This is a genomic window from Thermomonospora echinospora, assembly GCF_900108175.1.
Lineage (GTDB): Bacteria > Actinomycetota > Actinomycetes > Streptosporangiales > Streptosporangiaceae > Thermomonospora > Thermomonospora echinospora.
This window is the reverse complement of sequence record NZ_FNVO01000016.1, coordinates 21,129-40,901: the sequence shown is the minus strand read 5'-3', so window position 1 is coordinate 40,901 and position 19,773 is coordinate 21,129. Positions and strand designations below refer to the sequence as shown.

Genomic DNA, 19,773 nt, shown 5'->3' with positions numbered 1-19,773 from the left:
GTTGTCTTTTCACTCCTACCCCCTCCGCGCGGGCGATGCCGGTCCTTCACCGGTGTCCGGGCCGGGCCCCGTCGTCACCGGCCCGCGGCGACGGCCCGGAGGGGCCCGGTGACGTCGGCCGGATCCTCCAGGTCCCGGACGTCGGCCAGCGAGACGCGTCCGCCGCGCGTGAACAGGGCCGTGGCCAGGCCGGGAAGCCCGGCGGCCAGTTCGGCGTCGATGCCCTCGAACCATTCCAGGCTGGCCTGGGCCACCTGCTGCATCCGTTCGGCCACGGGGCGCCGCGCGGCCTCGTAGGCCGCCAGGGCGGCGGGAAGGCCGGAGTGCTCCCGCAGGGCGGTGGTCAGGGCGACGGCGTCCCCCATGGCCAGCGCGGTACCGGACCCGATGGAGTAGTGGGTGGTGTGCGCGGCGTCGCCCAGCAGCACCACGTTCCCGTCCCACCAGGTCCGATTGCGCACCACGGCGAAGCGGCTCCAGCGCGACCGTCCGGCGGTCAGGGACGCGCCCCCCAGGTGCTCGCCGAACAACCGGGCGATCCGGTCGACGGCGGGCGCCTGGACCGACTCCTGGGCCGGCGCTGCGTCCGCCCGTGCCTCCACCAGGAAGGTGCTGCGGCCGTCCGCGTAGGGGTAGGCGTGCGCGACCACCGGCCCTCCCGCCGTTTCGGCGATCATGAAGCTCATCCCGTCGAACGCCCGGTCGGCGCCGAGCCACGCGTAGCGCAGCGCGCACGGCCGCAGCGTGGTGCCGAACCGGCCGGCCCGCCCGGTGCGGGTCGCCGAGTGCGCCCCGTCCGCCGCGACGACGAGGTCGCACTCGGCCGCGAGCCGTTCCAGCGGCGGCGCGGGACGGCCGTGCAGCACCGTGACGCCCGACCGCAGGCACCACCGCCGCAGCACCGCCAGCAGCGAGACGCGGGCGATGGCGGCGAAGCCGAGACCGGCGGTGGTGAACGCCTCGCCCCGGTGGTGGACGCTCATCCGGTTCCAGCGGACCAGCCACGGCTCCAGCGCGGCACGGGTCCGCGGGTCGGCCCGGCCGATCACCTCCAGCGCCGGATCGGAGAAGATTACGCCGAAGCCGTAGGTGCGGTCGGCGGCGTCGCGTTCCCAGACCACCACCTCGTGCCGGGGATCGAGTCGTTTGGCCAGCACGGCGGTGTACAGGCCGCCGGGCCCGCCGCCGATGATCCCGATGCGCACGGGTCCTCCTCAGCCGATCAGTTCGTGGACGCGGCCGACGGTCTCGGCGGCCGTCGGCAGGCCGGCGATCTCCGCGGCGACCTCCGCGGCGGCCCGCCGGCGGGTGGCGTCGCGCAGCACCTCGGCGACCGCCTCGGCCACGGTGTCGGCGGTCAGGGCGTCCATGTCGAGGGTGCGCCCGGCGCCGCGCGCCGTCATCGTCTGGGCGTTGGTGACGTTGACCGTCCCGGGCAGCGGGACCGCCACCTGCGGCGCGCCCGCCGCGAAGGAGGACAGCACGGTGCCCGAGCCGCCGTGGTGGACGATCGCGTCGCAGGAGGCCAGCAGCCGTTCCAGCGGCATCCAGTCCACCAGCCGCACGTGCCCGGGCAGCGGGTCGGGCAACGCGGACAACTCGGCGCCCGCCGTCAGCACGACCAGTTCGACGCCGAGGCCGGCCGTGCCGCGCACGATCTCCCGGTAGACGGCGCCGTCCTGCGACATCGCCGCCAGGGAGCCGCAGGTGGCCACCACCCGGGGCCGCTCACCGCGCCTCATCGCCCACAGCGGCAGCAGGCCGCCCCCGTTGTAGGCGCCGTAGCGCATGGGCAGCGTGTGCTGCGGCCTGCCGCCCCTGGGCGCGACCTCGGTGAAGTTGGTCAGCGAGGGCGGCAGCACGTCGATCTCGACCTCCGCCTCCCGGACGGAGTCCACCCCGGCCTTGCGGGCGTGGGGCTCCAGGTAGTCCAGGGCCGGGCTGAACGTCGGCAGCGGGGTGCCGTAGCCGTGCAGCACCGCCGGCACGCCGGCGATCCGCGCCGCGACCAGGGCGGCGGCGTGGATGCCGGGATAGACGACGGCGTCGGCTCCCCAGGTGCCGATCGTCTCCACCAGGTCGTCCAGCATGCGCGCGCCGATCTCGCCGAACACCTCGCCGTGCAGGGCGTACATCTCCTGCTCCGAGCGGCCCACGCCCAGCCGCTCCTGGTTCAGGCGGCGCACCAGGTCCTCGTAGGGGGTCACGGGGTCGTTGCCCGCGCCGGCCTCGGTGGCGACCAGTCCCGCGGAGGTCGCGGTGCGCAGCGCGGGACCGCAGGTGGCCACCAGTACCTGGTGGCCGGCCGCCTGCGCGGCGTGCGCGAACGGGATCAGCGGCATCAGATGGGAGGGCGCGGACATCGTCGTCAACAGGAAGCGCATGTCATCCCCTTGTCTGTGAGGCGGGCGCCGCCGTATAGCGCCGCAGCCGTTCGTCGGGGTCGAGAAGGGCGTCCACCGCGAGGACCGGTGGGCGCCGTCCCCCCGCGGTGCTGTGCTCGACCAGGTCGATCAGATAGGTGCCGTGCTCAACCAGGTCGATCAGATAGGTGCCGTAGTCGGTGTCGGCCTGCTCGCGGGCCAGCCGCAGGCACTGGTCGGGGCCGATGTAGCCCATCCGGTAGGCGATCTCCTCCAGGCAGGCGATGCGCACGCCCTGACGCTGTTCGAGCATCTGGACGTACTGGCCGGCCTCCAGCAGCGAGTCGTGCGTGCCGGTGTCCAGCCAGACGAAACCGCGTCCCAGCTCCACCAGGCGGGCCCGGCGCCGGTCCAGGTACGCCCGGTTGACGTCGGTGATCTCCAGTTCGCCCCGGGCCGACGGCGTCAGGCCCCGGGCGATGTCCACCACGTCGTTGTCGTACATGTACAGGCCGGTGACGGCCAGGTTGGACCGCGGGTCGGCGGGCTTCTCCCGCAGCGCCACCAGGCGGCCCCGGTCGTCGATCTCGGCGATGCCGTACCGCTCCGGGTCCCGGACGGGGTAGCCGAACAGGGTGCAGCCGTCCAGCAGTTCGGCGTTGGACTGCAGCACCCGCGAGAACCCGGGGCCGTGGAAGAGGTTGTCGCCCAGCACCAGCGCGACCGAGTCGTCGCCGATGTGGCCGGCCCCGATGAGCAGCGCCTCGGCGATGCCGCCGGGGTGGGGCTGCTCGGCGTAGCTCAGCTGGACGCCGAGCCGCGAGCCGTCGCCCAGCAGGCCGCGGAACAGCCCGAGGTGGCGGGGCGAGGAGACGATCAGGATGTCCCGGATGCCGGCCAGCATCAGCACCGACAGCGGGTAGTAGATCATCGGCTTGTTGTAGACGGGCAGGATCTGCTTGGACAGCACGCCGGTGAGCGGCCGCAGGCGGGTGCCGCTGCCGCCGGCCAGGACGATGCCCTTCATGATCCACCTCCTTCGTCGGGTTCCGGTCCGCCGGGCCCGGACACCGGCCGCTCGTTCAGGAGCTTGTCCAGGAGCAGACACTCGTGGTAGTCGGGCAGCAGGCCGCGGTCACGGGCCTCGGCCAGGGTGGGCGCGCCGCTGTCCCGCTCGGACATGAGCGGCTCGACGTCCACGGGGATCGGCAGCCCCAGCGCGGGGTCCAGCACGTCCACCGACCTCTCGTGCTCCGGCACGTAGGTCTGCGACAGCAGGTACGTCAGCACGGTGTTGTCGGTCAGGGCGACGAAGGCGTGGCCGACGCCGACCGGGTAGTGGACGGCGCGGAAGTCCCGGGCGTCCAGCACCACCGTGTCCCACCGGCCGAAGGTCGGGGAGCCCACCCGCAGGTCCACGACGAGGTCCAGCGCCCGGCCCGCCGAACAGTGGATGTACTTGGCCGACCCTGGCGGCGTGGCGGTGTAGTGGACGCCCCGGACCACGTTCTGGTGGGACCGGCTGTGACTGATCTGCCCCACCGGGAACAGCGGGCCGTCGTGAACGGACTCGAACGCCTCCCGGTGGAACACCGACACGAACACGCCCCGGTCGTCACCGATCACCTCGGGGGTGAACTCCAGCGCGCCCGTCACGGCGAGCCGTCGTGCTCTCATGTTCCTCTCCTCCCGTGCAGCCCCATCCGCCGCAGCACCTCCCGGCCCAGCGGAGTCCCGGGCACGCCCAGGTCCAGAGGCAGCTCGAAGTGGTCGCGGCCCGGCGCCACCAGGTCGGCCGCGCGCTGTCCCGCCGCCCGTAGCGCCATCACCATGAGGGCGTGCTGGCGGGCGTACGCGCGGGTCTCCGCCTCGCCCCGCGCCACGAGCACCTCTCCGGCGCGCAGCGGCAGCCACCGCACCGGGCTGAGGTCGGCCGCGGCGCCGTCGTCCAGGCCGAGCGCGTCGTTGACGTAGCAGCGCCGGATCGGCTCCAGGTCGTAGACGCCGCTGAGCAGGTACGCCCCGGCGACCTCGGCCGGAGGCCGCGGGTCCGCCAGGACACGGACCTCCGCGATCGCCATCGCCGCCAGGTGCGCCCCGGCCGAACTGCCCGCGACGTGGACCGCGTCCGCACACCCGCCGAACTCGGCCGCGTGCTCCCGGACCCAGTGCAGGCCGCGGCGTACCGAGGCCACCATCTCGCCGAGGCGGCGGCGCGGTGCCAGCCCGTACCCCAGCGCGACGTAACCCGCCCCCGCCTCGACCATCGCGGGCGCCGCGAAGCAGGCATCCTCCTTGCTCGACTCCTGCCAGTGCCCGCCGTGCACGAACACCAGCAGCGGCGCGTCCGGCCGGGGCGGCGGGAACAGGTGCAGCCGCTCGTCGGGGGACGGCCCGTAGGGAATGTCGGGCCGGCAGTCGAGCCCGCGGCGGGCCTCGGCGCTGTCGGCGGCGTACCGGGCCAGGGTCGCGGCGGCGTCCCGCGCGCACAGGCTCGGGGAGTACTCGCGGTCCAGTTCTTCGCGGACCGCCATGTCCGGTGGTGAGACGCTCATGTGGCCCCCCGCAGTCCCTCGATGACGCCGTGGGGGGTCCACCCCGCGCCGGTGATGCGGTGCAGGTCGGTGAATCCGGCGTCGCGCAGCCACTCCTCGTGCTCGCACCACCGGTAGATGGTGCTGTCGCGGAACGGGAGGGTGGCGAAGTATACGTTGTCCAGCGCCGCGTACAGCGGCCCCGAGCCGTCGTCGTCGCAGAACGCGTTGAACACCAGGACACGGCCGCCGGGCTCCACCGCGTCGTGGGCCTTGCGCAGCAGCCGCCGGTTCTGCTCGGGCGACCAGATCACCAGCTGGTGGGCGAACAGCACGCAGTCGTGGCCGCGCGGGTAGTCGTCATCGAAGATGTCGGCGGCGTGGGTGCCGACCCGCCCGGCCAGGCCCGCCGCGTCGATGTTGCGGCGGGCGACCTCCAGCGCCCCCGGCCGGTCGAGCACGGTGATCTCCAGATGCGGGTGCGCCCGGGCCAGAGCCAGGGCGTTGACGGCGTCCCCACCGCCGACGTCCAGGACGCGGCCGGTCTTGGCGTAGTCCACCTCCTCGACCAGGACCGGGTTGGACAGCCGCGACCAGGAGTTCATACAGCGGTAGAACAGCTCCTCCAGGCCGGGCACGTTCGACAGCCGCGAGTACAGGTCGCGGCTGTCGCCCGGGAAGCGGCGGATGCCCACGTTCTCCCCGGTGCGCAGCGACTCGGCGTAGTCGGCGGCCGGCGCGTAGGACACCCGGGCCTGGAACTCCACGATGTCGCGCAGCACCGGCCAGGTGCCGTCGGCGAAGGCGGTCTCGACGGCGGGGCCGTTGCGGTACCGGCCGTCCTCGACGAGGGTGAGACGCAGGGCGGTGGTGCCTAGCAGCAGGATGTCGGCGGCGCGGCGGCCCAGCCCGAGGGCGTCGGCCACCGCCGCGGCCGCCAGCGGGCCCTGCTCGGCCAACAGGTCGAACAGGCCGAGCTCGCAGCCCGCGTTGAGCTGCTGGAACGCGTTGTGTCCGAACAGGATGGGGACCAGGTCCGCCCCGGCGGGCGGTCGCTGGTCGGGGCGGTCGGCCATGGCTCCTCCGGCAATGGTCGGCGGACGGGTCGGATCTCAGGCGGCGCGCGTTTCGCCCGACACGATCAGCGGCCTGGGCACCGGGATGACGAACCGGCCGCCGCGCCCGAGGTAGCCGGCCTCCTTGGCGAGGATCTCCTCGGCGTAGTTCCAGGCCAGCAGCAGGTAAAGGTCCGGCGGGTCCTGCGCCGCCCGTTTGGGCGAGCACACCGGGACGTGCACGCCGGGCATCACCTTGCCCTGCTTGAGCGGGGTCGTGTCGCTGCAGAACTCCAGCTCGCCGCCGTCCAGGCCGCAGACGTTCAGCAGCGTCACCCCCTTGGCGGAGGCGCCGTACCCGGCCACCCGCCTGCCCTCGGCGACCTGGCCGCGGATGAGGTCGCGCAGCTCCCGCCGGGTCGTCTCCACGCGTTCGGCGAAGCGGCGGTAGGCGTCGTCGCCGAAGAGGCCGGCGGCCTCCTCCCGGTCGCACAGCTCCCGCACCGAGGGCCGGGGCCGCCACGGACCCGACTCCAGCCCGGCGAAGACCAGGATCGAGCCGCCGTGCACCGGCAGCCGCTCGACGTCGAGGACGCGCAGGCCGTGCCGCTCGTACAGGGTGACCAGCGTCCGCACCAGGAAGTACGACAGGTGCTCGTGGTAGATGGTGTCGAACTCCAGGTCGTCGACCATGTCGAGGGCCCACGGCACCTCGATGGCGAACACGCCGCCGGGAGCCAGCAGCTCGCGCACGCCGGTGAGCACCCCGGCCACGTCGTCGATGTGCGCGAAGACGTGCCGCCCGAGCACCAGGTCGGCGCGCCCGTGGTCGCGGGCGACGGCGCGCGCGGTGTCGGCGTCGAAGAACTCCGGCAGCGTCCGCACGCCGTGCCGCTCGGCCACTTCCACCAGGTTGCGGGCCGGATCGACGCCGAGCACTCGCAGCCCCGCCTCCTGGAAGGCGCGCAGCTGGACGCCGGTGTTGCTGCCCAGCTCCACGACGAAGCCGCCGGCCGGCAGGTCGAACCGCGTCCGGCACACGTCGGCGACGTAGCGCATGTGATCGTTGATGGTGTCGGACGCGGGGGTGGCGTAGGCGTAGGTCCGGTAGAGGATCTCGGGGTCGACCACGTGGGTGAGGCTCATGAGCCGGCAGGACCGGCAGGAGATCACCGCGAGGGGGTAGCGGTCCTCCTCGTACGCCGGTGCCGGCTCCAGGAACGCGTTGGCCGGCGGCACCGATCCGAAGGAGACCACGTCCTGCCAGTCGACGCCTCCGCACACTCGGCACGCGGTGACCTGCCGTGCGCTGTCCAGGGTGTTCACCGCATCTCCTTCCTGTCGTCGTGTCCCGGGGCCGGCCGGCGGGCCGGCCTGGGCTGGAACGAGGTGAGCGCGTCCACCACGCGGTCCACCTGGGAGTCGGTCATGTCGGCGTAGAGCGGCAGGCGGATCAGGCGATCGGCGACCCACTCGGTGACCGGGCAGCTGCCGGGGGCGGTGCGGCCGTAGCGCAGCCCTGCCGGAGAGGAGTGCAGCGGCTGGAAGTGGGGGGTGGCCTTGACGCCGTGTTCGGCCAGATGCGCCAGCAGGGCCTGCTGGCTGTCAGGCCCCGGCAGGACCAGGTAGTAGATGTGCGCGGGCTGTTCGCACCCGGGCGGCACGGTCGGCCGGACGACGCCGGTGCGGCCCGCCCAGCCGGCGAGCCGCTCGTGGTAGGCGGCCCAGATCTCGCGCCGGCGCCGCTGGATGCGGGGCAGCTCCTCCAGTTGGGCGGTCAGGAAGGCCGCCAGCGGCTCCGACAGCAGGTAGCTGGAGCCCAGGTCGACCCAGCGGTACTTGTCGACCTCGCCGCGGAAGTACTGGTAGCGGTTGGTGCCCCGGTCGCGGATCAGCACCGTCCGCTCGTACAGCGCCGGGTCGTTGACGAAGAGGGCGCCGCCCTTGCTGCACTGGATGTTCTTGGTGGCGTGGAAGCTGTGCGCCGCCATGATCCCGAACGTGCCGAGGGCGCGGCCGCGGTAGGCGCCGGCCAGGCCGTGCGCGTTGTCCTCGACGATCGGCAGGCCGTGCCGGCCGGCGATCGCCGTGATCTCGTCCATGGCGCAGGCGACCCCGGCGTAGTGCATCACCAGGATCGCCCGGGTGCGCTCGGAGACGGCCTCTTCGAGCCGCCGCTCGTCCAGGTTGAGGGTGTCGGGGCGGCAGTCCACGAAGACCGGCACGGCCCCGCGCAGCGCGAACGCGCTGGCCGTCGGCGCGAAGGTCCACGAGGGGACGATGACCTCGTCTCCCGGCTGTAGGTCCAGCGCCAGGGCGGCGATCTCCAGGGCGTGCGTGCAGGACGGGGTGAGCAGTGCGTGCGGGGTCCCGGTCAGCCGCCGGAGCAGGGCGACGGCCCGCTCGGTGAACGTGCCGTCGCTGTCCAGCTGACCGGTCTCGAACGCTTCCCGCAGGTAGGTCTCCTCACGTCCGGTGAGGTGCGGGATGTAGAAGGGGACGTACGTGCCGGTAGCGGCGGTGTGGGACGCAGTGACGGTCATGAGCGTCCCTCCGTGTCCCGGGCGCCCGGGTCGGCGGCGCGCCACAGCTCCAGGAGCGTGAAGTCGATGCGCACCATCCCGCCGCCGTCGGCGTAGCGCTGGTAGAGCCGGTCCGGCCCGAGCTCGGCGGCGGGGACCGGGAAGGTCTCCTGCCGGTGGGTGCGGCACCGCAGCCCGGCCGCGTCGGCGATCTTCTCCAGGTGGACGCGGTCGCCCATCGCCTCGCTGAAGCCGAGGAAGAGCCGTCCCCCCTCGGCCAGCCGGTCCGGCGCCTCGGCCAGGAACCTGCGGTGCATCTGGTAGCCGGGGTCGAAGAAGTGGTACTCCAGGAACGAGCCGAGCACCCGCTCCGGCGGCGCCTCGATGAACGGGGAGTTCCAGAAGATCATGTCGAAGCGCTCGTCCGGGCCGAGTGCGCCGAACAGGTCGCTCTCCAGCGCACGCACCCGGTCGCGGACCCCGTGCCGCCGCGCGTTCAGCTCCGTGGTTCGCACAGCGGCGGGGTTGATGTCCAGGGCCGTGACGGCGGGGCACCCGCGCAGGGCGGCGGTGACCGCGGCGATGCCGCAGCCGCAGCCCATCTCCAGGAAGGTGCGGGCGGAGTCAACGGGCAGCCAGGCGGCGAACAGCCCGGTGGCCTGGTTGTACTGGCCGCCGACGACGCCGTCGAGCTGCTCCCACTCGCGGTCCATGAGGGTGAACGTGCCCTCCTGGCCGGGGGCCTGGCTGACCAGGGCGTAGGCTTCCTGCGCCATCGCATAGCCGAGTTCGTTCATCGTGTGATCCTTGGGGGTGGCCGTCGCGCCGGGGCGACGGCGGGACAGTGGACGCCGAGCCGGACGTTCGCAGCGCGGTCACAGCAGGGTGCGCATGGTCCACAGCTCGGGGAAGAAGCGGTGCTCGTTGATCTCGCGGAGCCAGGCGGCCCCGTCGGTGCCCCCGCTGCCGCGTTTGCCGCCGAGCATGCGCTCGACGACCAGCAGGTGCGCCGCCCGCCAGTGGGAGAACTGGTAGGCGACCTCCAGCAGGTGCTCGGCGAGCCGGTAGGCCGCCGGATGCGCGGCCGGATCGCGGTAGACCTGTGCCCACACCTGCTCGATCCGCTCGTCGGCCCGGTGCGTGCGGGTGACGTCCCGGTCCAGCGCGTCGGCGGGCACCGGCAGGCCCTCCCGCCGCAGGAAGCGCAGCGCCTCGTCATAGAGGCTGGGGCTGTCCAGCTCCGCGCGCAGCTCCGGGTACAGCCGCAGATCCTCCGGCCGGGTCAGGGCGGGATTCTTGTTGCCCAGCGCGAATTCGAGCCTGCGGTACATGAACGACTGGGTGCCCGAGGCCTCGCCCAGGACGTCGCGGAACGTCAGGAACTCGTCCACGGGCATCCCGTTCATGCTCTCCCAACAGGAGATCAGCACGCGCTGGGTGCGCGTGGCCCGGGACAGCGCCCCGCAGGCGTCACCGGCACGGTCGGCGCGCAGCTGCGCCCGCGCCTGGTCCACCTCCAGGTGGACCATCCGGAACAGCAGCTCCTTCACCTGGCTCAACAGGATGAAGGACAGCTCGAAGGGCGAGCCGGTACGCGGGTCCTGCAGGTCGTGCAGCTCGTCCATGCGCGCGTAGCCGACGTACGGCGAGCGGTGGGCCGCCGCGCACGGGCCCGCGGCACTGGAGTGAACGGTCGTGTCGGTCATGTGACCACCTCCCGGCGCCGGAATCGCGGAGAGCGGTACTCGTCGGTGGCCGCCACCTCGCGCAGGGCCGTCACCGCGTCGTGGACGTCGCCGAACGACACGTACAGCCCGTTGACGCAGAACCGCAGCAGGTCGCCGCGCACGTCACCGAGAACGCCACGGTCCTTCAGCGCGGCCATCACCGCCGCCGCCTCGGGGTGGCGCAGCGCGAGGTGCCCGCCGCGCCGCCGGGGGTCGCGGGGCGTCACCACCTCGAAACCCAGGCCGTCGAGCAGCCGGTCGGCGCAGCCGAGGAAGAAGTCCCCCAGCCGCACGGTCTTGGCGCGGACCGCCTCGATCCCCGCCCGTTCCAACGGTTCCAACGCGGCCTCCAAAGCCAGCAGGGACAGCACAGGGGGCGTGCCGATGCGCGCCCGGGCCACACCCGGCGCGGGCTCGAAGACACCGGCCATGTCGAACGGCCGGGCATGGCCGTGCCAGCCGGTCAGCGGCAGGTCGAGACGGTCCTGGTGGCGCGCGGCGACGTAACCGTAGGCGGGCGACCCGGGGCCACCGGACAGGTACTTGTAGGTGCAGCCGACCGCCAGGTCCACGCCGTCGTCGTCCACCCACAGCGGGACGGCGCCGGCGCCGTGGCTGAGGTCCCACAAGGCGACCGCGCCGGCCTCGTGCGCCACCCGCGTGACGGCGGGCACGTCCCACAGCTCGCCCGTCCGGTAGTCGGCGGCGGGGCAGAAGACCACCGCGACCTCGTCGCGGTGGCGGTCCACGGCGTCCGGCAGGTCGCCCATCGGGACCTCGACCACCTCCAGGCCCAGCAGCCGGGCGGCCGAGGCGGTCAGGTACCGGTCGGTGGGGAAGTTGCCGGCGTCGGCGACGACCACGCGCCGGTCCGGGCGCAGCCGCGCCGCCGCCACGACGGCGTTGAAGATCTGCACCGAGGTCGAGTCCCCGGCCATGGTCTGCCCCGGCGCCGCGCCGATGAGGCGGCCGATCCGGTCGCCGACGCGTGCCGGTGCATGCCACCAGTCCTCGTTCCAGGCCCTCGTCAGCCGCTCGCCCCACTGCCGTACGGCCTCGGCCACGGCGCCGGGGACGGCCGCCGGCAAGGGCCCCAGCGAATTGCCGTTGAGCGGGACGACCCCCGCCGGAAGGTTGAACTCCTTGCGGAAGGGGGCGAGCTCGTCGACGGTGTCCAACCGGTCGGCCATTTCGCGACTCGGTTCCATTTTCACCTCACGGAGCGTGCCCTTCGGCACAGTCGTCCGAACAGTAATAGAAGTTATCTTCGCCGCTGATCAGGTGTCAACGGGTGCGATATCAGAAGAGTTACAAGAGAAAAGCAGATCACCTTCAAAGACGTCAGAACATTTGCCGGACCGGCGCAGATGCCGCCAAACTTCGGCGGAGTCTCCTTGTCTCGCCCCGCCGCCGTCGACTGCAATGGACGGTGTATCGACCGCGAAATCGAAATGGAGTGGAGACGGCGATGGCGACCATGTCACCGATCCTGGACGGCGTAACGTGCGAGGGGGCGGGCTGCGCGGCCCGGGCGCACCGCTCCGGACGGCGGACGGCGCCGCCACGGGTGCGGCTGTGCCCGCGCTGCCGGGACGCCCTCGACGCGGAGCTGCGCCGCCTTCCCGGTCTCTACGCCGAATGCGAGAACAGGCTCGGCCCCTCCGGCTCGCCGGTGGTGCGCAGGCCGTCGGGCCGCGTCCGCGGGGAGACGCCGTTCAACGCCGCCGCCGCCGAGTGCCGGTCGCAAATCCTGGGCGTCCTGGCCTCCTGGGCGGGGCTGACGGCCGAGGCCCGGCGGGTGACGGCGCCCCGCCGGGCGGTCCCCCGGCTGAGCGCGTTCCTGCGCCGCCACCTCGACTGGCTGGCACGCCATCCCGCGGTGGGCGACCTGTCCGTGGAGACGGCCCGGCTGGTGCGCACGGCGGAGCGGGTGACCGGAGCCGACCCGGTCCGCCGGGTGCACGTCGGCTCATGCGTCGAGACCGGGTGCCGTGGCACCCTCACCGCCTACGTGACGCCCGACCGGCGCCGCCCGCCCCGGATCACCTGTGACGCCGAGCCGGAGCACTCCTGGGCGGGTGGGGAATGGCTGAACCTCGGCCGCCGCATCGCCGAGACCGCCCCTTCCCCGCCTTCGGGCCGGGAGCCTCGGCCCCGGCGCTGGCTCAGCCCGGCCGATATCTGCTGCCTGTGGAACATCCCGCGCGGGAGCGTCTACCGGCTGGCGAGCGAGCGGCGGTGGCGGCGGCGCAAGGTGGACGGCCGCACCTACTATGCCGAGCCCGACGTCCGGCTGACCCTGCGCGATCGCTGAGGGCGACCGTTGAGAGCTACGACGAGCCGTCACGGGCGGGGCGCCCGTGACGGCTCACCGGCTCATTTCGGGGTGACTTTCCGGGTGACCCGGCTCATTTCCGGGTGACCAGGCAGAACTCGTTGCCCTCCGGGTCCCGCCAGATCTGGAACGACATGTCGGGACGGTCCTGCCGCCCGCCGGCGGGCGACCCGCCCAGTTCCCGGGCCCTGGCGCCGGCGGCGTCCACGTCGGGAACGTAGAGGTCCAGGTGGAGCCGGTTCTTGCCGCTCTTGGCCTCGGGGACCTTCTGGAACGACAGCACGGGTCCCTCCGCGCCCAGCGGCTCCAGGTCCAGCCAGGTGTCCTTGCGGTAGGTCACCTTCATGCCGAGTAGGCCGCCCCAGAACGTCGCCATGGCGCCGAGGTCGGCGCAGTCGATCGCCAGGTTGCCCACCCGCGGTGTGGCGTGCATCGATCGTCTCCTCTCGTGACCGGTGTCGGAACGTCAGCGCGCGACCGCGTACGCCTGGGCCCCGCGGGGGCTGGCGGCGGCCAGCACGGAACCGTCGGGGGCCAGGCCGGTCGCGCATACTTTGCCGAGCGAGTACGGCTCGGCGAACTCCACCTCGTGGCCGCGGTCGCGCAGCCGCCGTACCTCCGCCTCGTCCCAGCCGCCGCGCTCCATCACCAGGACGCGCGGGCGGCGGCCGTACGGGGTGAACGAGGAGGGGACGTGGTCGGTGTGGAACGCCGGGGCCTCGACCGCCTGCTGCGGGCTCAGCCCGAAGTCGACATGACCGATGAACGCGTTGAGCGTCCACTGGTCCTGCTGGTCGCCGCCCGGCGTGCCGAACGCCAGGTAGGGACGGCCGTCGCGGAGGACCAGGCTGGGGCTGAGGGTGGTGCGCGGCCGTTTGCCGGGGGCCAGCGCGTTGTTGTGCTCGGTGTCCAGCCAGGCCATCTGGCCGCGTGTGCCGAGCGGGAAGCCCAGGCCGGGCACTACCGGCGAGCTCTTCAGCCAGCCGCCGCTGGGCGTGGCCGCGACCATGTTGCCCTCGCGGTCGACGGCGGTGACGAAGCAGGTGTCACCGTTGGCCTCGGTGAGCCGGACGACCATGGGGATGCCGTTGTCGAGCTGCTCCAGCCAGCCGTGCGCCCGGCGCCCGGCCCGCGGCCCGGTGATCCGGGGGAGCCGGGGCGGCCTGCCGTCGGGGGAGCCGGGCCGCAGCTCGGCGGCGGCCCCGTCGCCGATCAGCGCCCGTCGTTCGGCGGCGTACCCGGTGTCGAGCAGGCCCTTGAGCGGCACCTGCGCGTACTCCGGATCGCCGTACCAGGCCTCCCGGTCGGCGAAGGCGAGCTTGGCGGCCTCCACGACGGTGTGCACGTGGTCGGCGCTGCCGAAGCCCATGGCGGCCAGGTCGAAGCCCTCCAGCAGCGCCAGCTGCTGGAGGAAGACCGGGCCCTGCGACCACGGGCCGGGCTTGTGCACCAGGTGACCGCGGTAGTCGAACGTCACCGGCTCCTCGATGCCGGGGCGCCAGGCCGCCAGGTCGTCGCCGGTCAGCAGCCCGCGGTGGTGGCGGCCGGTGGCGTCGATCATCTCGGCGCGGGTGCTGAACGCGTCGACGGCCTCGGCGACGAAGCCCTCATAGAAGGCCCGCAGGGCGCCCTCGATCTGGGCGTCGCGATCGGGGCCCGCCGCCTGCGCCTCCGCCACGATGCGCCGGAAGGTGTCGGCCAGGACGGGATTGCGCACGCGGTCGCCCGGCGCGGGCGCCGACCCGTTGCGCAGGTAGGTGCGGCCCGACTCGGCCCACTCCTCGCGGAACAGCGGGGCCATCGCCTCGATCATGGCGGCCGCCTTGGGCAGCAGCGGATACCCGTCGTCGGCGTAGCCGATCGCCGGCGCCAGGACCTCGGCCGGGCGCAGCCGTCCGTGCCGTTGCAGCAGCCGCATCCACGCGCCGAACGCCCCGGGGACGCACGCGGCCAGCAGCCCTGAGCCGGGGACGAAGTCCAGGCCGAGGTCGCGGAACGCGGTGACGGTGGCGGCGCGGGGCATGGGCCCCTGCCCGCAGATGACCTCCACCCGCCGGTCGCGTGCGCTGTGGACCAGGATCGGGACGTCCCCGCCGGGACCGTTCAGGTGCGGCTCCACCACCTGGATGACGAACGCGGCCGCGACGGCGGCGTCGAAGGCGTTGCCGCCGTGCTCGAACATCGCCGTGCCGGCCGCGGAGGCCAGCCAGTGCGTGGACGCGACGGCATCTCGCGTGCCGTGCAGTTCAGGGCGAAAGAGCATGGACTCCTCCCGGTGTGGGCTCGGGGCGTCCCGCGGTCTCGGCGGGCGCCGCCAGGGCGATCTCACCGCGCAGCGTGGGGACGACCCGGCCGGTGAGGGCAGCGGTCAGCGTGCCGCCGGCGTCGCGGCGGGCCCGGCAGGCGAGCGTGGCGGGACGTCCCCGCTCGCGTCCCTGGTCGATGCCGAACCGCAGCTCGCGGCCGTCCGCGCCGGCCAGCCCCTCGGCGGCCAGCCAGGCGGCCAGGCCCAGCGCCGCCGAGGCGCAGGCCGGGTCCTCGGGGATGCCGTATCCGGGGGCGAACAGCCGGGCGCGCGCCGTCCGGCCGCGCCCGTCCCAGCAGAAGACGAACACGTCGGACAGCCCGGCCCCGCGCATCGCCGCCGGGTCCGACCTGGCCCGTTCGACCGCCCCGGCCTGGACGGGCAGGAAGTGGAACAGCGGGCCGAAACCCGCCGTGCGGGCCGCGCCGCCGTCGACATCGGCGGGTTCCAGGCCCACGGCGTCCAGGAGCGGGCCCGGGTCGAGCTCCTCGCCGGGCAGCGGGTCCGCGGCCGTCATGGTCGCGCTCTCGCCGTCGGACCACAGCCGCAGCAGCCGGTCCCCGCACTGCTGGACGACCGGGCCCGGCCGGAGCAGTCCCAGGCGCACCAGCGTCGCGGCGGTGCCCACGGCAGAGTGGCCGCCGTAGGGGGACTCGGCGGACGGGGTGAACACCCGGACCCGATGCGTGGCCTCTGGTGAGGTGGGCGGCAGCACGAAGACGGTCTCGTCGGTGTTCAGCTCCCGGGCGATCCGCTCCATCTGCCCGGTCGTCAGGCCCTCCGCCGCGGGGACGACGCCCAGGGCGCTGCCGCCGAACGGCCGGTCGGTGAACATGTCGACGACTTCGTACGCGATCACTTTGTCTCCTCGGCCGCGGGTCCGCCGCCCAGCACGGTCTCGGCGACCTCCTCCAGCACCTCCACGCGCCCCTGGTAGGGGAAGTCGGGGCGGGGCCAGTGGACGACGAGGTCGGTGATGCCGAGTTCGCCGTACAGGCCGGCCGCGTCGCGGTAGGTCTCGGCGCTTTCGAGCACCCCGCCCACCGACACGTCGGTGACCAGCAGCCGCCGCAGGGTCGCCGGGTCGCGCCCCACGGCCTCGCACGCCCGGTCCACCTCGGCCATCTGGTCCTTGACGACGGGCAGCACCTGCGCGTAGGGCTGGAGCTCGAACAAGTTGGGCGCACCGGTCGTCACCCAGGTGTCGGCGAGGCGCGCGGCCAGCGCCATCCCCCGGGGACCGGCCGCCGCGACGGCCAGCGGGATGCGCGGCGACTGGACGCAGCCGGGCTCCGTGCGGACCTCCAGCGCGGTGTAGAAGTCGCCGTGGAACGTGGTCTGCGGGTCGCGTAGCAGCCGGTCGAGGAGCTCTGTGAACTCGGCGAACCGCGCCCCGCGTTCCCGGGCCGTCAGGGGACGGTCGCCCCGGATCCGGGAGTCGAAGCCCTCGGCCCCGGCGCCCACCCCGCACACCAGCCGGCCCGCCGAGACGTCGTCCAGGGTCACCAGCTCCTTGGCGAAGTTCACCGGATGGCGGAAGTTGGGGCTGGCCACCAGCATGCCGAGCCGGATCCGGGAGGTGACCGCCGCCGCGGCGGTGAGGGTGGGCATGGTCGCGTACCAGGGCCGGTCGCTGAACCAGCGCCACATCAGGTGGTCGTAGGTCCAGGCGTGGTCGAAGCCCAGCCGCTCGGCCGCCGTCCAGACCTCCCGGGCCCGCGGCCATGGGTGCTCGGGCAGGATCATCACTCCGTGACGCATCGGCTCGCCCCTTCCTCGGTCGACGGCTCCGCCTCGGCGGTCCCGGCCGCCAGGTCGCCGACCCGGGCCAGGATGGAGAAGAGGTCGCGCTCGCAGGCGAGCACCTCGGGCCGCCGCAGCTCCGCGGGCCGGTCGGGGTCCTCGTGCGGATGCAGGCCGTTGACGGCCACGTCCAGGGACACCGCCCGCAGCCGGTGCAGCAGTTGCCCGGCCACCGCACGCCCGGCCACCGGACCGCGCAGGGTGACGAAGTAGTTGTCGTAGATGACGTCGGTCTTCTCGGACCTGCGGACCGGCGCGGCCTTCATCGACTCCTGCAGCAGCGACCGGCCGCTGGGCACGAGCCGGGCGGCGACGCCGTCGTGGATCAGGTTGTTGAGCTCGACCGCCGCGCGCAGCCCTGCGGCCTCGGGGGTGCTCGTCCACGGCAGGTCGCGTCCCCGGAACAGGGGGCGGACCGCGGTGAAGTCCGGCGCCCACGTCCCGCTGAACCCCGGATGCTGCAGGAACATGCTGGGCCGGATGAGGCCTTCGTAGACCTCGCGCGGGCAGGAGCCGGTGTAGAGCAGCATGGCGCAGTACCCGCGGGTGTAGGTCTCCAGCCCCGCCGTCTCCGCCGCACCGCCCCGGCCGCCCATCAACCGCCCCATCAGGTGCCACAGCACGAAGGTCGCCTGGTGGCCGGTGATCCACCGGAACCAGTAGAGGCGGTCGGAGGACTCGGCCGGCGCGCCGAGCCCCGCCCGACCGCGCGGGTCGGCGAGGGCGCGCAGCCGCCTGCGGTCGGCGTCCAGGTCGCGGTGGGGGACCCCCATCACGCGCGTCCCGGTGCGTGGCGGGGACGCCGGGGCCGACGGGTCGGGGAGCACCAGTGGTTCCAGGCTGTAGGGGACGTCACCGAAGTCCCAGTCCCCAACCGCCCTGGCCGGTCTAGTCTCTGTTCTGGTCGTCATCGATGCCGTCCGGAATGAAGGTGAACTCGAACTCGAGCCCGTTGACGTCGTAGGCGTAGAAGCTCTGCACGCCCTGGTCGTCGGTGACTATCTCGGTGGGCCGCTCGGAGAACGCGAAGGTGTGGCGTCCCGAGTCGTACAGCTCGTTCCAGTGCCGGCGCATCTCCCGTAGCGCCCGCGGGGAGTCCACGGACATGCACAGGTGCTGGAACTGCGCGGTGTCGGGGTGGGCGGGCTCGGTGCCGCGCCCCGCACGTTCGAACAGATGGAATCGGGTGCCGCCCACCCGTACCTCGACCAGGCGGCGGATGCCCGGCAGTCGCCGGCTCGTCAGTTCCGAGAACCGGTCGAGCGACCAGGTCTGCTCGGCTCCGAGAAAGTCGCGGTACCAGGCCAGGCAGTTTTCCAGGTCGGCGGTCTGCACCCCCACGTGATGGTGGGCGGGGACCACCGTGCTCTTCCTCGAAGACGCCGGCTCTCCTGTCGTCGCAGTGGGCACTGGACCTCCAATTGACCCTCCCCGTGATGCGGCGGGCCCGCCGGCGGGCGGAAACGGACGACCCGCCCTCGACGAGGCCGTCGAGGGCGGGCCGGTGCTCGCGTGAGCTCGTGTGAGAAGAAGCGCGGGAGAAAACGCCGCGGTGAACCCTGCCGCAGGGAAGGACGCAGACATAAATATGCGAACGATATGAAACCGTATCTTCGCCGCACTTGAGAAAGCAACGGCAGCGATTTCAGATCATTTGCCCGTCTGTTCAAGAGGATCTCAAAGGAAACGTCACACCGCCGGTGACCGGGCCGACCGGGCCCGGACATGACGAGGCCCCCGGCCGGGCGGATTCCCGTGGCGGGGATCCGTCCGGCCGGGGGCCTCACCTGACGTGGGACGGCCGGGCCGCCGGGAGGCTCAGGAGACCTTGCCGACCTTGCCGGCGTCGACGGCGCCGGCGGGCGTGCCGGTGCCCTGGTGGCCGATCGCCAGGCCGCTGGCCGGGTCGAAGAAGTGCAGCCGGTGGGTGTCGACGGCCAGTTCGATCCGCTGGCCGGGCCGCACCGCCGAGCGGGCGTTGACCCGAGCGGTCCACAGCGCCTTGTTCTCGTTGAGCGGGAGGGTCACGTCCTCCTCGCCGTCGGTGTCGTCGGCGGCCAGGTCGGCGGTGTCCTTGTGCTCGACGGGCGGGGCGTCCACGGTGAAGATCACGTTGATCTCGCTGCCCAGCTCCTCGGTGACCCCGGCGGTCACGCCGAACGGCGCCCAGTCGGGCTTGGCGTGCGCGGCGTCCTCGAAGTCCGAGGGGCGCACCCCGAGGATGACCTTGCGGCCCAGGTAGCCGTCCAGACCGGGCTTGTCGCGGAACACCCCGTCGGGCACCGGCAGCTTGATCCCGGCGAACACGGCGCAGGCGCCGTCCCCATCGCCGCGCACCAGGTCGGCGGTGACGAAGTTCATCGCCGGCGACCCGATGAACCCGGCCACGAACAGGTTGACCGGGTGGTCGAACAGCCGCTGCGGGGTGTCGACCTGCTGCAGCCTGCCCTCGCGCAGCACGCAGACGCGGTTGCCGAGCGTCATGGCTTCGATCTGGTCGTGGGTGACGTAGACGGTGGTGACGCCGAGCCGCTCGTGCAGCTGATTGAGCGAGGCGCGCATGGAGACCCGCAGCTTGGCGTCGAGGTTGGACAGCGGCTCGTCCATCAGGAACGCCTGCGGCTCGCGGACGATCGCCCGGCCCATCGCCACTCGCTGCCGCTGGCCGCCCGACAGCGCCGCCGGCTTGCGCTCCAGGAACTGCTCCAGGCCGAGCATCTTGGCGGCCTCGTGGACCCGCTTGTTGCGCTCCTCCTTGGGCATGCCGCGCAGCTTGAGCCCGAACGCCAGGTTCTGCGCGACGGTCATGTGCGGGTAGAGGGCGTAGTTCTGGAAGACCATGGCGATGTCGCGGTCCTTGGGGGCCAGGTCGTTGACGACCCGGTCGCCGATGGTGATGGTGCCGGCGCTGATGTCCTCCAGCCCGGCGATCATCCGCAGCGCGGTGGACTTGCCACAGCCCGACGGCCCCACCAGCACCATGAACTCGCCGTCGCGGATCTCCAGGTCCAGTGAGTCGACGGCCTTGACGCCGCCCGAGTACACCTTGTCGACGCCGTCCAACCTGATCTGCGCCATCGCCACCTCCGGTGAATACGTTTCCACCGAACCTCATCAGGTGACCCCGGC

The 19,773-nt window shown here is 73.0% G+C and carries 19 protein-coding genes; 1 reads left to right on the top strand and 18 read right to left on the bottom strand.

The genetic code is table 11. From position 1 onward, the window contains the following. Positions 1 to 74 precede the first annotated feature (74 nt). From C4U03_RS28520 to C4U03_RS28470, 11 genes are all read right to left on the bottom strand, one after another. Positions 75 to 1,205, bottom strand: a complete 1,131-nt coding sequence (locus tag C4U03_RS28520) for an FAD-dependent monooxygenase (RefSeq protein WP_103941976.1) — start codon at positions 1,203 to 1,205, stop codon at positions 75 to 77. Positions 1,206 to 1,214: 9 nt separating this feature from the next. Further along, on the bottom strand, positions 1,215 to 2,384 hold the full coding sequence (locus C4U03_RS28515; protein ID WP_103941974.1) for a nucleotide disphospho-sugar-binding domain-containing protein: 1,170 nt from the start codon (positions 2,382 to 2,384) through the stop codon (positions 1,215 to 1,217). A gap of 1 nt (position 2,385) precedes the next feature. Next, complete coding sequence (gene rfbA / locus C4U03_RS28510) at positions 2,386 to 3,390, bottom strand: glucose-1-phosphate thymidylyltransferase RfbA (protein WP_103941972.1); 1,005 nt, start codon at positions 3,388 to 3,390, stop codon at positions 2,386 to 2,388. After that, positions 3,387 to 4,040 (bottom strand): dTDP-4-dehydrorhamnose 3,5-epimerase family protein, encoded by a 654-nt coding sequence (locus C4U03_RS28505; RefSeq protein WP_103941971.1) that lies wholly within the window; start codon positions 4,038 to 4,040, stop codon positions 3,387 to 3,389. Before C4U03_RS28505 ends, rfbA begins: the two co-directional genes overlap by 4 nt. Next, the gene (locus C4U03_RS28500; RefSeq protein ID WP_200827537.1) at positions 4,037 to 4,918 is read right to left on the bottom strand and encodes an alpha/beta hydrolase; all 882 of its coding nucleotides are present in this window, start codon (positions 4,916 to 4,918) and stop codon (positions 4,037 to 4,039) included. The genes C4U03_RS28505 and C4U03_RS28500 overlap by 4 nt, the downstream gene beginning before the upstream one ends. Beyond that, entirely contained in the window at positions 4,915 to 5,973 is a 1,059-nt protein-coding gene (locus tag C4U03_RS28495; RefSeq protein ID WP_103941967.1) for a methyltransferase, read from the bottom strand. Before C4U03_RS28495 ends, C4U03_RS28500 begins: the two co-directional genes overlap by 4 nt. Positions 5,974 to 6,009: 36 nt before the next feature. Continuing rightward, positions 6,010 to 7,278 (bottom strand): class I SAM-dependent methyltransferase, encoded by a 1,269-nt coding sequence (locus tag C4U03_RS28490; protein WP_103941964.1) that lies wholly within the window; start codon positions 7,276 to 7,278, stop codon positions 6,010 to 6,012. After that, a complete protein-coding gene (gene rffA / locus C4U03_RS28485; RefSeq protein ID WP_103941962.1) occupies positions 7,275 to 8,495 on the bottom strand; it encodes a dTDP-4-amino-4,6-dideoxygalactose transaminase in 1,221 nt (406 codons plus the stop codon). Before rffA ends, C4U03_RS28490 begins: the two co-directional genes overlap by 4 nt. After that, the gene (locus C4U03_RS28480; protein WP_103941960.1) at positions 8,492 to 9,271 is read right to left on the bottom strand and encodes a methyltransferase; all 780 of its coding nucleotides are present in this window, start codon (positions 9,269 to 9,271) and stop codon (positions 8,492 to 8,494) included. Before C4U03_RS28480 ends, rffA begins: the two co-directional genes overlap by 4 nt. 78 nt (positions 9,272 to 9,349) lie before the next feature. Then, positions 9,350 to 10,180 carry a tryptophan 2,3-dioxygenase gene (locus tag C4U03_RS28475; protein ID WP_103941958.1) on the bottom strand — a complete coding sequence of 277 codons (831 nt, stop codon included), beginning with the start codon at positions 10,178 to 10,180 and terminating at the stop codon, positions 9,350 to 9,352. Then, positions 10,177 to 11,391: a kynureninase gene (locus C4U03_RS28470; RefSeq protein ID WP_235018223.1), complete on the bottom strand. Its 1,215-nt coding sequence runs from the start codon at positions 11,389 to 11,391 to the stop codon at positions 10,177 to 10,179. The genes C4U03_RS28475 and C4U03_RS28470 overlap by 4 nt, the downstream gene beginning before the upstream one ends. Before the next feature lie 278 nt (positions 11,392 to 11,669). Here C4U03_RS28470 and C4U03_RS41335 point away from each other — a divergent pair, with 278 nt between their 5' ends. Then, entirely contained in the window at positions 11,670 to 12,515 is an 846-nt protein-coding gene (locus C4U03_RS41335; protein WP_200827536.1) for a hypothetical protein, read from the top strand. Between the two features lie 94 nt (positions 12,516 to 12,609). On the opposite strand, the gene C4U03_RS28460 is transcribed toward C4U03_RS41335, so the two are convergent. The 7 genes from C4U03_RS28460 to C4U03_RS28430 all read right to left on the bottom strand — a co-directional run bounded on the left by C4U03_RS28460 (position 12,610) and on the right by C4U03_RS28430 (position 19,722). Further along, the gene (locus C4U03_RS28460; protein ID WP_103941955.1) at positions 12,610 to 12,969 is read right to left on the bottom strand and encodes a VOC family protein; all 360 of its coding nucleotides are present in this window, start codon (positions 12,967 to 12,969) and stop codon (positions 12,610 to 12,612) included. Between the two features lie 33 nt (positions 12,970 to 13,002). Then, entirely contained in the window at positions 13,003 to 14,799 is a 1,797-nt protein-coding gene (locus C4U03_RS28455; RefSeq protein ID WP_103941953.1) for a gamma-glutamyltransferase family protein, read from the bottom strand. Next, a complete protein-coding gene (locus tag C4U03_RS28450) occupies positions 14,783 to 15,700 on the bottom strand; it encodes a PhzF family phenazine biosynthesis protein (RefSeq protein WP_200827535.1) in 918 nt (305 codons plus the stop codon). The genes C4U03_RS28455 and C4U03_RS28450 overlap by 17 nt, the downstream gene beginning before the upstream one ends. After that, a complete protein-coding gene (locus tag C4U03_RS28445; protein WP_103941951.1) occupies positions 15,697 to 16,602 on the bottom strand; it encodes an LLM class flavin-dependent oxidoreductase in 906 nt (301 codons plus the stop codon). The genes C4U03_RS28450 and C4U03_RS28445 overlap by 4 nt, the downstream gene beginning before the upstream one ends. Next, positions 16,587 to 17,555: a hypothetical protein gene (locus tag C4U03_RS28440; RefSeq protein ID WP_146087564.1), complete on the bottom strand. Its 969-nt coding sequence runs from the start codon at positions 17,553 to 17,555 to the stop codon at positions 16,587 to 16,589. The genes C4U03_RS28445 and C4U03_RS28440 overlap by 16 nt, the downstream gene beginning before the upstream one ends. Next, entirely contained in the window at positions 17,533 to 18,006 is a 474-nt protein-coding gene (locus C4U03_RS28435) for a VOC family protein (protein WP_200827534.1), read from the bottom strand. Before C4U03_RS28435 ends, C4U03_RS28440 begins: the two co-directional genes overlap by 23 nt. Positions 18,007 to 18,462: 456 nt before the next feature. Next, a complete protein-coding gene (locus tag C4U03_RS28430; protein ID WP_103941946.1) occupies positions 18,463 to 19,722 on the bottom strand; it encodes an ABC transporter ATP-binding protein in 1,260 nt (419 codons plus the stop codon). Positions 19,723 to 19,773: the final 51 nt, after the last annotated feature.

Coding starts and splice junctions, on each gene's coding strand:
- C4U03_RS28445 (WP_103941951.1), bottom strand. CDS start 16,602: ATGCGTCACGGAGTGATGATCCTGCCCGAGCACCCATGGCCGCGGGCC.
- C4U03_RS28430 (WP_103941946.1), bottom strand. CDS start 19,722: ATGGCGCAGATCAGGTTGGACGGCGTCGACAAGGTGTACTCGGGCGGC.
- C4U03_RS28460 (WP_103941955.1), bottom strand. CDS start 12,969: ATGCACGCCACACCGCGGGTGGGCAACCTGGCGATCGACTGCGCCGAC.
- C4U03_RS28470 (WP_235018223.1), bottom strand. CDS start 11,391: ATGGCCGACCGGTTGGACACCGTCGACGAGCTCGCCCCCTTCCGCAAG.
- C4U03_RS28500 (WP_200827537.1), bottom strand. CDS start 4,918: ATGAGCGTCTCACCACCGGACATGGCGGTCCGCGAAGAACTGGACCGC.
- C4U03_RS28480 (WP_103941960.1), bottom strand. CDS start 9,271: ATGAACGAACTCGGCTATGCGATGGCGCAGGAAGCCTACGCCCTGGTC.
- C4U03_RS28440 (WP_146087564.1), bottom strand. CDS start 17,555: ATGACGACCAGAACAGAGACTAGACCGGCCAGGGCGGTTGGGGACTGG.
- C4U03_RS28475 (WP_103941958.1), bottom strand. CDS start 10,180: ATGACCGACACGACCGTTCACTCCAGTGCCGCGGGCCCGTGCGCGGCG.
- rffA (WP_103941962.1), bottom strand. CDS start 8,495: ATGACCGTCACTGCGTCCCACACCGCCGCTACCGGCACGTACGTCCCC.
- C4U03_RS28495 (WP_103941967.1), bottom strand. CDS start 5,973: ATGGCCGACCGCCCCGACCAGCGACCGCCCGCCGGGGCGGACCTGGTC.
- rfbA (WP_103941972.1), bottom strand. CDS start 3,390: ATGAAGGGCATCGTCCTGGCCGGCGGCAGCGGCACCCGCCTGCGGCCG.
- C4U03_RS28505 (WP_103941971.1), bottom strand. CDS start 4,040: ATGAGAGCACGACGGCTCGCCGTGACGGGCGCGCTGGAGTTCACCCCC.
- C4U03_RS28455 (WP_103941953.1), bottom strand. CDS start 14,799: ATGCTCTTTCGCCCTGAACTGCACGGCACGCGAGATGCCGTCGCGTCC.
- C4U03_RS28515 (WP_103941974.1), bottom strand. CDS start 2,384: ATGCGCTTCCTGTTGACGACGATGTCCGCGCCCTCCCATCTGATGCCG.
- C4U03_RS41335 (WP_200827536.1), top strand. CDS start 11,670: ATGGCGACCATGTCACCGATCCTGGACGGCGTAACGTGCGAGGGGGCG.